14 protein-coding genes are annotated in these 13,705 nt (G+C 58.6%); 11 read left to right on the top strand and 3 right to left on the bottom strand.

Annotated elements, in window-relative coordinates; translation table 11 throughout:
• From JJO78_RS07175 to JJO78_RS07165, 3 genes are read right to left on the bottom strand one after another with little or no spacing between them, the layout of a single operon-like run.
• On the bottom strand, positions 1-1,455 hold the full coding sequence (locus JJO78_RS07175; protein ID WP_036203815.1) for a bifunctional DedA family/phosphatase PAP2 family protein: 1,455 nt from the start codon (positions 1,453-1,455) through the stop codon (positions 1-3).
• Positions 1,452-2,450, bottom strand: a complete 999-nt coding sequence (locus JJO78_RS07170) for a GGDEF domain-containing protein (protein WP_075194936.1) — start codon at positions 2,448-2,450, stop codon at positions 1,452-1,454. Before JJO78_RS07170 ends, JJO78_RS07175 begins: the two co-directional genes overlap by 4 nt.
• Positions 2,447-3,457, bottom strand: a complete 1,011-nt coding sequence (locus tag JJO78_RS07165) for a GGDEF domain-containing protein (protein ID WP_036203822.1) — start codon at positions 3,455-3,457, stop codon at positions 2,447-2,449. The genes JJO78_RS07170 and JJO78_RS07165 overlap by 4 nt, the downstream gene beginning before the upstream one ends.
• A 179-nt stretch (positions 3,458-3,636) precedes the next feature.
• Here JJO78_RS07165 and JJO78_RS07160 point away from each other — a divergent pair, with 179 nt between their 5' ends.
• The 11 genes from JJO78_RS07160 to lipB all read left to right on the top strand — a co-directional run bounded on the left by JJO78_RS07160 (position 3,637) and on the right by lipB (position 13,669).
• On the top strand, positions 3,637-4,893 hold the full coding sequence (locus JJO78_RS07160; RefSeq protein ID WP_036203825.1) for a glutamate-5-semialdehyde dehydrogenase: 1,257 nt from the start codon (positions 3,637-3,639) through the stop codon (positions 4,891-4,893).
• Between the two features lie 6 nt (positions 4,894-4,899).
• Positions 4,900-5,532, top strand: coding sequence for a nicotinate-nucleotide adenylyltransferase (gene nadD, locus JJO78_RS07155; RefSeq protein ID WP_036203830.1), 633 nt, complete (start codon positions 4,900-4,902; stop codon positions 5,530-5,532).
• Between the two features lie 88 nt (positions 5,533-5,620).
• Positions 5,621-5,971, top strand: a complete 351-nt coding sequence (gene rsfS / locus JJO78_RS07150) for a ribosome silencing factor (protein WP_036203834.1) — start codon at positions 5,621-5,623, stop codon at positions 5,969-5,971.
• Between the two features lie 2 nt (positions 5,972-5,973).
• Positions 5,974-6,444 carry a 23S rRNA (pseudouridine(1915)-N(3))-methyltransferase RlmH gene (gene rlmH, locus JJO78_RS07145; RefSeq protein ID WP_075194938.1) on the top strand — a complete coding sequence of 157 codons (471 nt, stop codon included), beginning with the start codon at positions 5,974-5,976 and terminating at the stop codon, positions 6,442-6,444.
• Between the two features lie 14 nt (positions 6,445-6,458).
• Entirely contained in the window at positions 6,459-8,351 is a 1,893-nt protein-coding gene (gene mrdA / locus JJO78_RS07140; protein WP_075194939.1) for a penicillin-binding protein 2, read from the top strand.
• Entirely contained in the window at positions 8,351-9,493 is a 1,143-nt protein-coding gene (gene rodA / locus JJO78_RS07135) for a rod shape-determining protein RodA (RefSeq protein WP_075194940.1), read from the top strand. The genes mrdA and rodA overlap by 1 nt, the downstream gene beginning before the upstream one ends.
• A gap of 138 nt (positions 9,494-9,631) precedes the next feature.
• Positions 9,632-10,657, top strand: coding sequence for a lytic murein transglycosylase B (mltB, locus tag JJO78_RS07130; protein WP_075194941.1), 1,026 nt, complete (start codon positions 9,632-9,634; stop codon positions 10,655-10,657).
• On the top strand, positions 10,657-11,526 hold the full coding sequence (locus JJO78_RS07125) for a septal ring lytic transglycosylase RlpA family protein (protein WP_075194942.1): 870 nt from the start codon (positions 10,657-10,659) through the stop codon (positions 11,524-11,526). Before mltB ends, JJO78_RS07125 begins: the two co-directional genes overlap by 1 nt.
• A gap of 31 nt (positions 11,527-11,557) precedes the next feature.
• Positions 11,558-12,724, top strand: coding sequence for a D-alanyl-D-alanine carboxypeptidase family protein (locus JJO78_RS07120; protein ID WP_075194943.1), 1,167 nt, complete (start codon positions 11,558-11,560; stop codon positions 12,722-12,724).
• A 32-nt stretch (positions 12,725-12,756) separates the two neighbouring features.
• Positions 12,757-13,026, top strand: a complete 270-nt coding sequence (locus tag JJO78_RS07115) for an HP0495 family protein (RefSeq protein WP_036203854.1) — start codon at positions 12,757-12,759, stop codon at positions 13,024-13,026.
• A 4-nt stretch (positions 13,027-13,030) separates the two neighbouring features.
• Positions 13,031-13,669, top strand: a complete 639-nt coding sequence (gene lipB, locus JJO78_RS07110) for a lipoyl(octanoyl) transferase LipB (protein WP_036203857.1) — start codon at positions 13,031-13,033, stop codon at positions 13,667-13,669.
• Positions 13,670-13,705 lie beyond the last annotated feature (36 nt).

The following is a 13,705-nucleotide window of genomic DNA, read 5'->3' as shown; positions in this document are numbered from 1 at the left end:
CTACGGAGCGGTGACACTGTAGAGCACAACCGCGTTTGACCATTGTGTCGTTACATACCAGGCCACGAAGGCGAGCCATCCCCACCCCGCAATCAATAGCGTTCCATCCCTTGCCAGTGGGACGTTGTCGTAGCGGCTATAGCTGGCCCTTACGAACCCGCAGATCGAGAGCCCGAGAAACACCCCCGCCACCACATCGGTAAACCAGTGAACGCCCAGATAAAGTCTGCTTAGCGCCCCAAGGATAATGGGAATACTGAAAAGCAGGTAGTAGCGCCAGCGTCTGATATTCCGGCTTTCCCTGGCGATAAAGCTTGCTGCCAGGGTAGAAAGAACGGTGACGCCGGTGGCGTGGCCGCTGGGGAAAGCGCCCGAATCCGGAGGTCCGAAGACAACGTCCGGCCGAGGTATGGCGGTCAGGTATTTGAAGCCCCAGACCAACACAGTCGTGAGCAGTGCTGCTCCCGCCACATGGATGGCGGCGGCGTAGTAACCACGAAAGTAAAGGGCCAGAGCGCTCAACGCCGCTGCTGCCAGCAGTACCGGTGGGTCCCCGAGAAGCGTCAGCAGGATCATTACCGGGTCCAGAAGCGGGGTCCGCAACTGAGAAAACCACTGAAGGGTCAGCTCATCAAACGGCGCCAGCAGTTGGGTGGCGATGGCCAGTTGGCCCCAAATCATAAACAGAGCCCCGGCTCCCAGTGCCAACGACAATGAGGGTAGCGGGAACTCGCCGGCCTGCGCGGGTCGCTGGCTGGTATACAGGCGCCAGAAGCGGTGGGTCGAATCGTAGCGGGCCGTGAGGCGCGACAACCACAGGTAGAGCTGGCTGCCATGCCCAAGACCTAACTGGAAGCGGAAAAGCAACAGGTAAATCACCAGCAGTATTGCGGCACTGATTGCGATCACAGGGTAAAAGTGAGCGGGTGGTTCGAATTCGCTGGCCAGGGCGCTACCAACCAGATACCCCGGCAATACATAGACTGGTGCCCAGGCCACTGCCGATGACAGGTTGAAGGCCAGGAACCGTCGCCACGGCATCAGAAATGCGCCGGCGATGAGCGGAATGATTGGTCGAATCGGGCCCACAAAGCGTCCGATAACGACGCTTTTACCGCCGTGACGATGGAAGAAAGCCTCGCCTTTGCCGATAAATCCCGGGAAACGATTCAGTGGCCAAAGCCTGTCCAGGCGTCCCTGAAACAGTCTGCCGAGGGCGAAGCTGATGCCGTCGCCAGCAACGGCTCCGGCGCCGGCCCACAGCAGGACTTCGGCCACCGGTATGGCCACCTGGCCAGCCAGCACCGCCACGGCGAACAGGATGGCAACCCCGGGGATCAGGATGCCCGCAAAGGCTAGGGACTCGAGGAATGCTGTGAGGAACAGCGCCGCTGACAGCCAGCCCGGGTTGGTTGCCAGCCAGTCGGTCAGTGACTGTAGCCACTCCGGCATCATGATGGGCGAACATCTCCCTGGCTGTACCAGACCGAATCGGCACCACGTTTACGGGCTTCCTCCAATGCATGCCTAACCCGTTTTCGCAGGTCCGCCGTGCGGATGTCGGTACTGGCGCGAGTGGTGCAGCCAAGGCTGACAGTCACTTTTCCGGCCAGAGGCCAGTTCTGTTCCGCGATGGTCCGCCGAATTCGTTCGGCGATGACGCGTACGCCTTCTTCCGGTGTGAAGGGCAGGATCAGGAAAAACTCGCCGTCTTCAAGCGTGTAAAGGGTGTCGCCAGCACGGATAACGTCAAACAGGTGCTGGGTGAGGTCCCTGAGCAGTCGCTGCATGCCGGCCTGGCCGTGCAGATCTTCGGCTTCCTCGGCGTAATCAATGGCCAGGGAAATCACCGACAGGGAGTGTGACATGACAATGGCCCGGGAAATTTCCTTTTGCAGGGTTTCGTCCAGGAAGCGTGCATTGTGGGCGCCGGTCACCGGGTCGGTAATGGCCAGATCCTCTGCCGATTGTGCCATGTGGTCGTAGTGCCAGATATACAGCGCGGCCACCGCGACCAGAGCAAACACCCCGGCACTGATGGTTATGGCGTACATCAGGGGCGATGACAGGAGTAGAAAGAGTGCCAGTGCGACCAGCAATAACAGGGAAAGGATCAGCCCCTGTCGTAGCGGAAGGATCAGCAGATTCAGTACAACCAGGGGCATAACCCAATGACTGATGCCGGGAGGGTCAAGGGCAAACATGGCCGCCACCAACCCACTGTTCAGCGCTGTAAGAATAAGGAGATGCCCCGGCGCCGACAACTGGCGGCGGCGACATATGAAGGTATAGCCAGCGCCTGCGACCGTCAGCAACGCCATTCCGGCAGCCAGGAAGAACAGGTCATAGAATCCGTAGCGAAGGTTCTGGAACGCCAGGCTTGCAATGAAAAGACTGGCAAACGCATAACCGGCCAGATGGGTAAAACTTCTCAAGCGGGTTTCAGTCATAACGCCGGCCCCTCCGTTCTGGGTGGGGGCGATGTGTGTGTCCAGGTACTGTAGGACTGGGCGCGGTCGCCCCCTTGTTGCTGGGCGCGCCGCAACGCATTGGCAGCGGATTGCTGCAAACTGTCTGCGTCATCGCCGATATTCAGGCCGGCGATTCCCGCACTGACCGTCAGATGCAGTTGGTGTGAGGCAAGCAGGGTGCGTAATCCCTTTCGGATCGTCTCGGCCTGTGATGCCGCTTCTGCCGTGGGGATGCCTGGCAGGATGACCAGGAATTGCAGATCTGCTACCCGATAGTAGGTGTCGAAATCCCGTAGCTGGGAGTGCAGATAACGGCCGATCCGTGGCAGTATGGAGCGTATGTCGGCATCCGGGTCGCTGTCGCTCAGGTGGGTGTCCAGGCCGATCATGATCACCGACATATCGGTGCCTTCCCGTTCACTGCGCTGGATCTCCTTGTGCAGATCAGCCGTCAGGTATTCGCGGCTTGCGGCCTGGGTCAGTTCGTCGGTCCGGCGCAGGGGCGCAAGTTGTCGCGACTTGTACTCACGCAGGAAAACCAGCAGGCCTGAGAGCATAACGGTCAGCAGCAGTGCGCTAAGCATCTGGTGGCGTTCGGGCAGGCCGGCAGACCAATGGGTGGCAGACATCGCAAGAACGGCGCAGAGTGCGGTAATCGCCGCTGCCCAGGTGACGGGCAGCAGTGCAAAGCCGACCAGTGGTGCGACGTAGAGCCAGTGGGTCAGGCTCCAGGGCCCTGTCCATAGGCTGGTGGCCAAAAGCGACAACAGCGCCACAAACAGGAGTCGGTGAATCGCCGGCCAGGGTTGTCGAGAGCGTCCGGGGTGGAAGGTGTTGCCGCTGAAGACCAGTGCTGCGGCGACAATAGCGGTGATTGCTGTCAGTGTCTCCCGTTGGATCACTGAAAATGCGGCAATGGCGATCAGGATCAGGAATCCAGTTCTCGACAGGCGGCTTAACAGGAATTTTTCGGCCATCTGGGCCATGGTATCCGTCCTCTCCCGGGCGTCCGTGGTTTAAAGCATACAGCAGGTTTTGTTCAATGACCCGCGGAATAAAGTGTCTCAGGCCGGTATAATAATCGCTTGGGATGCGTACTTGAAACGGGAAAGGTAAAGTTAGGCCCTGATTCGCACAATCGGTATTAACATTGAAAGGTAATCGGATGGATATTGCAGCTTATATGGCGGAGGTAGGACAGCAGGCACGGCAGGCCGCGAGGGCTGTGGCCCGCTCCACAACGGCTGTTCGCAACCAGGCGTTGCTGGCAACAGCCGAGGCTCTGGACGCTGCGCGCGATGAGCTTGCCACAGCCAATGCCAGGGATCTGGAGGGTGGCCGTGCCAATGGTCTTGAAGCAGCGATGCTGGATCGGCTGGAGCTGACCCCGGCGCGCATCGATGCAATGATTGAAGGGCTGCGCCAGGTGGCCTCGTTGCCGGATCCGATTGGTGAAATTACCGATATGACGTATCGACCCTCCGGAATACAGGTTGGTCGCATGCGTGTGCCGTTGGGTGTTATCGGTATTATCTACGAATCCCGGCCCAACGTGACTGTAGAGGCTGCCAGTCTGTGCCTGAAGTCCGGCAACGCCACCATTTTGCGCGGGGGCTCCGAGGCCATTCATTCCAATCAGGCCATCGCAGCCTGCCTGGCCAAGGGGTTGAAGGAATCAGGACTGCCAGAAAGTGCCGTACAGGTCGTGAAAACCACCGACAGGGCGGCTGTCGGCGAACTGATTACCATGCCCCGGTTTGTGGATGTGATAGTCCCCAGAGGTGGTAAGGGACTGATTGAGCGGATCAGTCGTGATGCGCGCGTACCTGTAATCAAGCATCTTGATGGTATCTGTCACGTGTACATCGACAGTCATGCTGATCCCGAAAAAGCCCTAAACATCGCGGTGAACTCCAAGACCCAGCGGTACGGCACCTGCAATACCATGGAAACACTGCTGGTGGACCAGGAAATTGCGGCCGATATTCTGCCCTTGCTGGCGGACGCCTTCCGGGACAAAGGCGTGGAGCTCAGGGGCTGCCCGCAGACAATGGATATTCTCCCCGATGTTGTTCGTGCCACCGAGGACGACTGGGGTACGGAATACCTGGCCCCGGTGCTTGCGGTAAAAGTGATCGACGGGCTTGATGGAGCCATTGAGCATATCAATCGTTATAGCTCTCAGCACACAGACAGCATCGTCACGGAAAACTATACCCGGGCCCGTCGATTCCTGACGGAAGTGGATTCCAGCTCCGTCATGGTCAATGCGTCGACCCGTTTTGCGGATGGTTTTGAGTATGGTCTCGGTGCGGAAATCGGCATCTCCACAGACAAGATTCACGCCCGTGGGCCGGTTGGCCTTGAAGGTCTGACATCACAGAAATACGTGGTGTTTGGCGACGGCCACATCCGGACCTGATTGCGCATGCATGTGATCTATGGCGGCACCTTCGACCCGATACATCATGGCCACCTGCGGCTCGCGGTCGAACTAAGGGAGCGGTTGGGGGTGTCGGAAGTGGCTTTGATGCCTTGCCACGTGCCTCCTCACCGTGACGTGCCGGGTGCCACGAGTGCGCAGCGTCTGGCTTTGCTGGAGCTGGCCATTGCCGGCGAGCCCGGGCTGACTCTGGATGATCGCGAGTTGGGGCGGGAAGGCGCGTCTTACACCGCGGAGACGTTGACGCAACTGAGGGCGGAGATCGGCCCCGACAAACCGCTCGCCATGGTTTTGGGTACGGATTCCTTCGCCGGTTTCGACCGCTGGCAGGAGTGGGAGCGGATTCCCGAACTGGCTCACATTGTCGTCGTGCAACGTCCGGGGCCAGGTCTGGCACCGGACGGTGTGCCGGCGAAATTATTGAGCCAGCGGTCAGTCGAGCGGGTAGAGGCCTTGTTTCGCGCGCCTTGTGGCCATATTTTGCAACTCGACCCACCGTTGCTTGATATCTCTGCGACCGGTATTCGCGATCGGATTCTTTCCGGCCATTCTCCCCGTTACCTGCTGCCCGACCCGGTGTGGCGGGAAATTCAACGCCAGAGACTATACGGCGCATGACCGGACGGGAACTTTTAGTGCTACAATCCCGTCTGAATATGACTTTTCGGGTGGCTGCCTTCGCCGCTGCCCGTCCAACAGGGTGATTATGCAGGCAGAGCAACTGAAAGAACTGGTCGTGGGTGCGCTTGAGGACGTCAAAGCGCAGGACGTAAGCATCATTGATGTCAGGGGGAGAACCAGCGTAACGGACTACATGGTCCTTGCGTGTGGCACCTCCAATCGGCATGTGAAATCCCTGGCGGATTCGGTGTTGTCCGAAGCGAAGGAGCAGGGGGTTCGTGCCAGCAATGTGGAAGGCGCCAATGCGAGTGACTGGATTCTGGTTGATCTCGGCGACGTGGTGGTTCACGTCATGATGCCGGCAACCCGAGAGTTCTATGACCTCGAACGCCTCTGGCGTGATGCTCCCGATCTGGGTGTTGCGGGTAGCGAATAATCATGCGGTTACGCCTGGTCTGTGTAGGGCAGAAAATGCCCGAGTGGGTCAGCCAGGGGTATAATGAGTATGCCCGCCGGATGCCGCCGGAGTTGTCCCTTGATCTGGTGGAAATTCCCCTGGCCCATCGTGGCAAGAATCCGGATATTCCCAGGCTGATGCAGCGTGAGGGGGACGCAATCCTGTCGGCGTTGGGCCCTCGTGACCGGGTGATTGCCCTGGAAGTTGGCGGCCGCAACTGGTCCACTGAAAAATTGGCCGGTCAGCTTGAGAACTGGCAGTTGGATGGCCGCGACGTCAGCTTTCTTGTCGGCGGGCCGGATGGTCTCGCCGACATCTGCCGGGACAGGGCTGATCAGCTGTGGTCGCTGTCTGCCTTGACCCTGCCGCATCCATTGGTGCGGATCCTTCTAGCCGAGCAGCTCTACCGCGCCTGGTCCGTCACTCGCAACCATCCTTATCACCGGGCCTAGGAAGCCAAGCCAATATGCCCTGGGGAGAGTTCAAAGACATCGCAGCCGAACGGCGCCTGTTCCAGCGTCGTGCATTCGTCATGCTGTTACTGGTCTTTGTATTGCTGGGCGTGTTGATTGCCCGGATGTATCAACTGCAGGTTGTAGAACACGACATCTACACCACGCTTTCCGACAAAAACCGTGTTCAGGTACAGTCCGTGGCGCCTCCCCGCGGGTTGGTCTATGACCGCAACGATGTCTTGCTGGCCGAGAACCGCCCGGTTTTCAGTGTGACGCTGGTACCGGAGCGTGTCGGCGACATGGAACAAACCCTCGCAAAACTCCAGGGCATGCTGAGTATTTCCGAGGAAGATATGGAGCGCTTCCAGCGTCGGCTGCTTGAGCCTCGCCGTCCGTTCCAGGAATTGCCCCTGCGTTACGATCTGGATGAACAGGAAATCGCGCGCCTGGCGGTTCACCGCCACGAATTGCCGGGGGTTGAGGTATCCGCGGAACTGGTTCGGTACTACCCCCATAGTGAGCTGACGGCCCATGCCTTGGGGTACGTCGGGCGTATCAACCGTCAGGAACTTCAGCGAATTGACCCGGTGAACTACGCAGGCACCAACTATATTGGCAAATCCGGAGTGGAGCGTTTCTACGAAGAGCTCCTGCACGGGCAAGTCGGCTACCAGCATGTAGAAACCAATGCTCGGGGCCGAACTCTGCGTGTGCTTGAGCGAGAAAACCCGGTAGCAGGTGAGGATATACAGCTACATCTAGATCTGCGGCTCCAGCGGCTGGCCCATGAGCTGCTGGATGGCCGACGTGGTGCCATTATTGCTATTGAGCCCTCCACTGGAGGCATTCTGGCGCTGGCGAGCGTTCCGGGCTTTGACGCCAATCTATTTGTGACCGGCATCGGCGTGGAGGCCTATCGATCACTCAGTCAGAGTCCCGATAAGCCCCTGTTCAACCGGGCTTTGCGTGGGCAGTACTCTCCGGCGTCGACGCTTAAACCTATGCTGGCAATCGCAGCACTCGACAGCAATGCCACCACCCGTGACAGGACGATATGGGACCCGGGTTATTACCAGTTGAAACCCGGCGGGCGCCGCTGGCGGGACTGGAAACGGGGTGGTCATGGGTGGGTCGACCTGAAGTCAGCAGTGGCTCAATCCTGTGATATTTACTTCTACGAAGTCGCAGTCGATATGGGGGTGGATACCATGCACCGCTACTTGTCCGATTTCGGCTTTGGTGAGGATGCTACCCTGGACGTTGCCGGGGCCCTGAGCGGTTTGCTGCCGTCCAGCGATTGGAAACGCGCTATACATAATGAGCCCTGGTATCCGGGAGACTCGGTAAACCTCGGTATCGGTCAGGGGTTTATGCTGGCGACGCCACTGCAATTGGCAACGGCCACGTCGGTGATCGCGAACCGTGGGAACTGGGCCGAGCCAAGGCTATTGAGAGATGTAAAGGGTGACCATTCGGTTGAGGAAGTGTTGCCCACCGGCACCCATCAATCGATTGAGCTTGAGAACCCGGACGACTGGGAGTTTGTTGTAGAGACCATGGCTGAAGTCATGCATGGTAGCCGCGGGACGGCCCGAGGGGCGGCCCGCGGCGCGACGTATCGAATGGCCGGAAAAACTGGTACCTCCCAGGTATTTAGCCTGGCGGAAGATGAAGAGTACGACGAAGAGGAGATCCGTGAGCGATTACGGGATCATGCTTTGTTTGTTGGCTTCGCACCGGTAGAGAATCCCCAGATTGCCGTTGCTGTCATTGTAGAAAACGGTGGAGGTGGTAGTGGAACGGCTGCGCCTGTCGCTCGGGCGATGTTTGACGCCTGGTTGTTGGATTTCCCCGCAGAAGGCGATGAACTCGTTGTGGGTTCATCCGGGGAGAGGGGTAACTGATGTCAGCGGGAAGCCTGTTTAACCAATCTGCGCGTCACCCCCTGTCTAGCCCGAGGGGGATCTGGTCGGCGTTGCATATTGACCCGATTCTACTGTTCCTGTTGCTGATCCTTATTGCAGGCGGGTTATTTGTTTTGTACAGCGGGGCCGACCGCAACCTGGAGGTTGTGAAAGCACAGGGCATCCGGATGGGCGTGGCCCTTGTGGTAATGTTCGTGTTCGCCCAGCTCGACCCGGCTGTGTTCCGGCGTTGGTCGCCCTGGTTGTTTGCTGCCGGCCTGATAGGACTGGCAGCGGTATTGCTGGTTGGCGTTGGTGCCAAGGGCGCGCAGCGTTGGCTGGCCATTCCCGGGCTGCCCCGTTTCCAGCCTTCGGAGCTGATGAAGCTGGTGGTGCCGATGATGGCCGCCTGGTACCTTTCGCGCCATTACCTGCCTCCCAGACTCCGCCATGTTGCGGTGGCGTTGCTCATTGTGTTGGCGCCGATGGCAATGATCATCCTGCAGCCAGACCTGGGGACCTCGTTACTGGTCGGCGCCGCAGGGATATTCGTGGTGTTTTTTGCCGGTATGGGCTGGCGCCTGATTGGCGCCTTTCTTGCCATGGTGTCAGTGGCGGCGCCACTGATGTGGTTCTTCGTTATGCGCGAGTATCAGAAGCAGCGCGTACTGACTTTGCTGGATCCTCAGAGCGATCCGCTTGGCGCCGGCTGGAACATTATCCAGTCCAAGACCGCTATTGGCTCGGGGGGCATGGATGGCAAGGGGTGGCTCCAGGGCACACAGTCCCATCTTGAGTTTCTTCCTGAGAGCCATACCGACTTCATCGTTGCGGTGCTGGCGGAAGAATTTGGCTTTGTGGGCATGCTGGTTCTTCTGGTGCTCTATCTCCTGATTGTTCTGCGGTGCCTGTACATTGCGTCGACGGCACAGGATTCCTTCAGCCGGCTGTTGGCGGGCGCGCTGACGATGACGTTTTTTATCTACGTCTTCGTCAATGTGGGTATGGTCAGTGGCCTTCTGCCGGTGGTGGGCGTGCCGCTACCGTTGGTCAGCTATGGTGGAACGTCAGGGGTAACGCTGATGGCGGCGTTTGGGGTGTTGATGTCGGTTCATACCCATAGACGGATGATCAGTGCGTGATGACCGGGCACCGACCATGGACAGGGAGTAATGGTTGCCGGGTCCGCAGCCATGGTAATCTTGGCCGCGATAACGGGCCGCAGCTGTGGTGACGTTGTATTGATAAGGTTCTCGAGTCGAAGCCAGTCAAGGGGATTCATGAAAGCTGTCAGGTATTGGTTAGGTGTCGGATGGGTGATGGTGTGCTTTGCCTCCCCTTTACAGGCCGGTCCCTACAATGAAACACCTGAAAGCCGTGAATTTGTTCGTGAGATGTCGGAACGCTACGGATTTGAGGCCGAACGTGTGTCTGCAATACTGGCCAACGCGCAGCGCCGTGATTCGATATTGGAAGCCATCAGCCGACCGGCTGAGAAAACCCTTGAGTGGCACGAATACCGTCGGATCTTTATGCGTGATGAACGCATAGAGCAGGGCGTCAGTTTCCTCAGGAAACATCAGGAAGCCTTTGAGCGCGCCGAACGTGAGTACGGTGTACCGGCGTCAATCGTTGCGGCGATTATCGGCGTCGAAACCTGGTATGGCACCTACAAAGGAAAGTATCGGGTGCTCGATGCCCTTGCCACTCTGGCATTCGACTATCCGCCCCGGAGTCGTTTTTTTCGCAGCGAGCTTGCCCAGTATTTGCTGATGACCCGTGAACAGGGCTTCGACCCTATGGCGTTGACGGGTTCCTATGCGGGGGCAATGGGGTACGGTCAGTTTATCTCCAGCAGCTACCGGCATTACGCGCTTGATTTTGACGGTGATGACGTTGCAGACATCCTGACCAATCCCGTGGATGCCATCGGCAGTGTCGCCAATTATTTCCACGCCCATCGTTGGCAAACGGGTGAGCCTGTGGCAGAACGGGTGAGTGACAGTCTGCCAAAGAGCTCACCATTGCTGACCAGGGAACTGCGGCCGACGTTGACGGTCAATGACTATCGGCAGGCGGGTATCGTCCCGAAAATGGATGCGCCCGGCGACGCCAAAGCCAGAGTGATCCGTCTCGTCGGGGACGAGGGCTCTGAACTATGGCTGACCTACCATAACTTTTACGTGATAACCCGCTACAATCACAGTCATCTATACGCCATGGCGGTGCACCAGTTGGCAGGTGCGCTCGAAGAGCGGATGCGGCCGCTGGCAAATGAAAACAATGAGGATAGTAACAACTCGTGATGAAACGCCATGTTTTACTGCTGGTTTTCGGGGTGCTGGTGCTGGTCGGGTGCGCATCATCGCCCGAACCTGACCATTCCTCCCGCTACACCCTGAGCCAGGACCGTGCGCCTTCAGGCAACTTTGATGCATCGGGGCTTGCCGATGCCACGCCTCGATTTGAGGAGCCGCGCCGCGCTGGAAACAAATCCCCTTATCAGGTCTGGGGCAAGGAGTATCACGTTCTGGGCAATAACGATGGTTATGTTCAGCGCGGCACCGCGAGCTGGTATGGTGAGAAGTTCCATGGACACAAAACCTCGAATGGAGAGGTTTTTGACATGTACGAGATGTCGGCGGCGCACAAAAGTCTGAGAATCCCGGGATACGCCCGGGTGACCAACCTCGATAACGGTCGCTCGGTGGTCGTTAGGGTCAACGACCGTGGCCCCTTCCACGGGGATCGCCTGATTGACCTCTCCTATGCCGCGGCCAAAAAGCTGGGTTATCAGGGCAGGGGTACGGCGAGGGTTGAGGTGGCCGCCATCACGGTGAATCGTGACGGCTCGATGACGCTTGCCGGCAAGCCGTTCCCGGAATCTGGAGCTCCGGTGGATGCCGAACGCCTGAAGGATCCCGGGGCGGGCAGCGAGGCCCTGTTTGTGCAACTGGGGTCGTTCAGCCAGCGTAACCCGGCCGAGGCCCTTCTAGACAGGGCGCGGCGTGCAGTCGCAAACCCAATGCGGGTGAGGGAAGTGGAAACGGCTTCTGGCCGCTTTCACCGCGTTCAGGTCGGGCCGTTCAGGGACGAGGATGAAGCCCTGAGAGCCCAGAGCCTGCTTGAAAATCACGGATTTGGTCAGTCAATACTTCTGACCGACACTCATTGAACCAGTCACTTACTTGAAACTGAATGGACCCATGGCACTAAATAAAGCGTTCCGAGCCTTCTCTGCTGTTCTGCTCCTGATTCTGCTTCCGGCTATGCCGGTTGCGGCCCAGGCTGTTCTGATTCCGTCATCACCGCAGATCGCGGCGAGTTCCTATATCCTGATGGACCCGCTTTCCGGACGGATTATCATGGAAGAGAACAGCCATGAGCGTCTGCCCCCGGCCAGCCTGACCAAAATGATGACGGCCTATATCGTGGAACGGGAGCTGGACGAGGGTCGGATTTCCCTGTCCGACATGGTGCCCATCAGCGTGAACGCCTGGCGAACCGAGGGTTCACGGACCTTCGTTAAAGAAGGGACGGAAGTGTCGGTCGAGAACCTGCTAAAGGGCGTCATCATTCAGTCTGGGAACGATGCCTCAGTGGCGCTGGCCGAGTATATTGCCGGCAGTGAAGGGGCGTTCGTCGACATCATGAACCAGCAGGCGCAGATACTGGGGATGAACGAGTCCAGTTTTGCCAATGCTACCGGCTTGCCTGCCCCGGATCATTTCTCCACTGCCTACGATCTGGCCCTTTTGGCAAAGGCGATTATCAACGACTATCCGGAAAACTACCCGCTGTATGCCCAGAAACACTTCACTTACAACAATATCCGTCAGCCAAACCGGAACAGCCTTTTGTGGCGTGACGACAGTGTTGATGGGCTGAAGACCGGCCATACCGAGGAAGCCGGTTACTGCCTGGTGGCGTCAGCCAAGCGCAACGACACTCGCCTGATTGCTGTGGTGATGGGAACAGACAGCACCTCGTCCCGCGCCCAGGAAGTCCAGAAAATGCTGAACTACGGCTTCCGCTATTACCAGAGCGAGCGCCTGTTCCGCACTGGCCAGGAACTGCTGGAAGCGCGCGTATGGGGCGGGGCAAGCGATAGCCTGTCCGTAGGGCTGACAGAAGATGTTTACGTCACCATTCCCCGAGGCTCAAGGGATTCCCTGGAATCCACCGTTGAACTCGACTCAGTGATCAAGGCGCCCATTTCCATGGGCGACGAATTGGGCCGGGTGACCGTCAAGCTCGGCGATGATGTGGTCGTGGATCAGCCGGTGCTGGCACTCAGCGATATCCCGGAAGGTGGTTTCTTCAAGCGGATCTGGGACGCCATCAAACTATTCTTTGTTCAGCTCTTTGAGTAAGGGCGCGAGTGGCCTGTAGGAGATAAACCGGGATGAGCGAACCAAAGGCACCCAAAATCGAGTTTCCCTGTGACTACGTGATCAAGGTTATCGGGGACGCCGCGCCAGACTTTGTGGAGTTTGTGGTGGGCGTCGTGGAGCAGCATGCACCTGGCATTTCGAACGATGACGTTACGGTGAAAGACAGTCGCGGCGGTCGGTTTGCCTCGGTAAACCTCAAGATCGTTGCCACGGGCGAGCCGCAGTTGAAAGCTCTGTTCGAGGAACTCAAGGCCAGCGGCCGGGTTCATATGGTGCTGTAACCTGATGGCCGAGCTGATCGTTCGTGACCTGGGTGAACAGCCCTACCTGGAAACCTGGGAGGCGATGAAATCGTTCACGGCCTCGCGAGACGCCTCCACGCCCGATGAACTCTGGCTGCTGGAACACCCAAGGGTCTACACCCAGGGGCAGGCCGGCAAAGCCGAGCACATACTGGCCCCCGGTGATATCCCGGTGATACTGGTGGATCGCGGTGGCCAGGTAACGTATCACGGCCCTGGCCAGCTTGTGGTTTACCTGATGATAGACCTGACTCGCCACCGCCTGGGAATTCGCTCCCTGGTTGATGTCATTGAGCAGGCCATTGTCCGGACCCTTGCGGGGATGGGTGTGGCGGCAGCGCCGCGTCCGGATGCGCCGGGTGTCTATGTGGAACAAGCGAAGATTGCGTCGCTGGGGCTGCGTGTAAGGCGAGGATGTTCGTTCCACGGCCTGGCCCTGAACGTGGCCATGGACATGGAGCCGTTTCGCCGGATCAACCCCTGTGGCTATGCTGGCATGGCGATGTGTCAGGTCAGCGACTTCGTCCCCGGGGCAACCGTTGCCGGTCTTGCTCCTGCTCTGTCGGATGAGTTGGTTAATGGCCTGGCGGGTGGCGCTGTTCGACGGGTAACGGGCTGGTAACGCGAAGCCCAAGTACCGATTGAGGCGGTTGCCTTG

The organism is Marinobacter sp. DS40M6, assembly GCF_028581595.1.
GTDB lineage: Bacteria > Pseudomonadota > Gammaproteobacteria > Pseudomonadales > Oleiphilaceae > Marinobacter > Marinobacter salarius.
This window is presented reverse-complemented; position numbering and strand designations above follow the sequence as displayed.

Coding starts and splice junctions, on each gene's coding strand:
- JJO78_RS07175 (WP_036203815.1), bottom strand. CDS start 1,455: ATGATGCCGGAGTGGCTACAGTCACTGACCGACTGGCTGGCAACCAAC.
- JJO78_RS07170 (WP_075194936.1), bottom strand. CDS start 2,450: ATGACTGAAACCCGCTTGAGAAGTTTTACCCATCTGGCCGGTTATGCG.
- JJO78_RS07165 (WP_036203822.1), bottom strand. CDS start 3,457: ATGGCCCAGATGGCCGAAAAATTCCTGTTAAGCCGCCTGTCGAGAACT.
- JJO78_RS07160 (WP_036203825.1), top strand. CDS start 3,637: ATGGATATTGCAGCTTATATGGCGGAGGTAGGACAGCAGGCACGGCAG.
- nadD (WP_036203830.1), top strand. CDS start 4,900: ATGCATGTGATCTATGGCGGCACCTTCGACCCGATACATCATGGCCAC.
- rsfS (WP_036203834.1), top strand. CDS start 5,621: ATGCAGGCAGAGCAACTGAAAGAACTGGTCGTGGGTGCGCTTGAGGAC.
- rlmH (WP_075194938.1), top strand. CDS start 5,974: ATGCGGTTACGCCTGGTCTGTGTAGGGCAGAAAATGCCCGAGTGGGTC.
- mrdA (WP_075194939.1), top strand. CDS start 6,459: ATGCCCTGGGGAGAGTTCAAAGACATCGCAGCCGAACGGCGCCTGTTC.
- rodA (WP_075194940.1), top strand. CDS start 8,351: ATGTCAGCGGGAAGCCTGTTTAACCAATCTGCGCGTCACCCCCTGTCT.
- mltB (WP_075194941.1), top strand. CDS start 9,632: ATGAAAGCTGTCAGGTATTGGTTAGGTGTCGGATGGGTGATGGTGTGC.
- JJO78_RS07125 (WP_075194942.1), top strand. CDS start 10,657: ATGAAACGCCATGTTTTACTGCTGGTTTTCGGGGTGCTGGTGCTGGTC.
- JJO78_RS07120 (WP_075194943.1), top strand. CDS start 11,558: ATGGCACTAAATAAAGCGTTCCGAGCCTTCTCTGCTGTTCTGCTCCTG.
- JJO78_RS07115 (WP_036203854.1), top strand. CDS start 12,757: ATGAGCGAACCAAAGGCACCCAAAATCGAGTTTCCCTGTGACTACGTG.
- lipB (WP_036203857.1), top strand. CDS start 13,031: ATGGCCGAGCTGATCGTTCGTGACCTGGGTGAACAGCCCTACCTGGAA.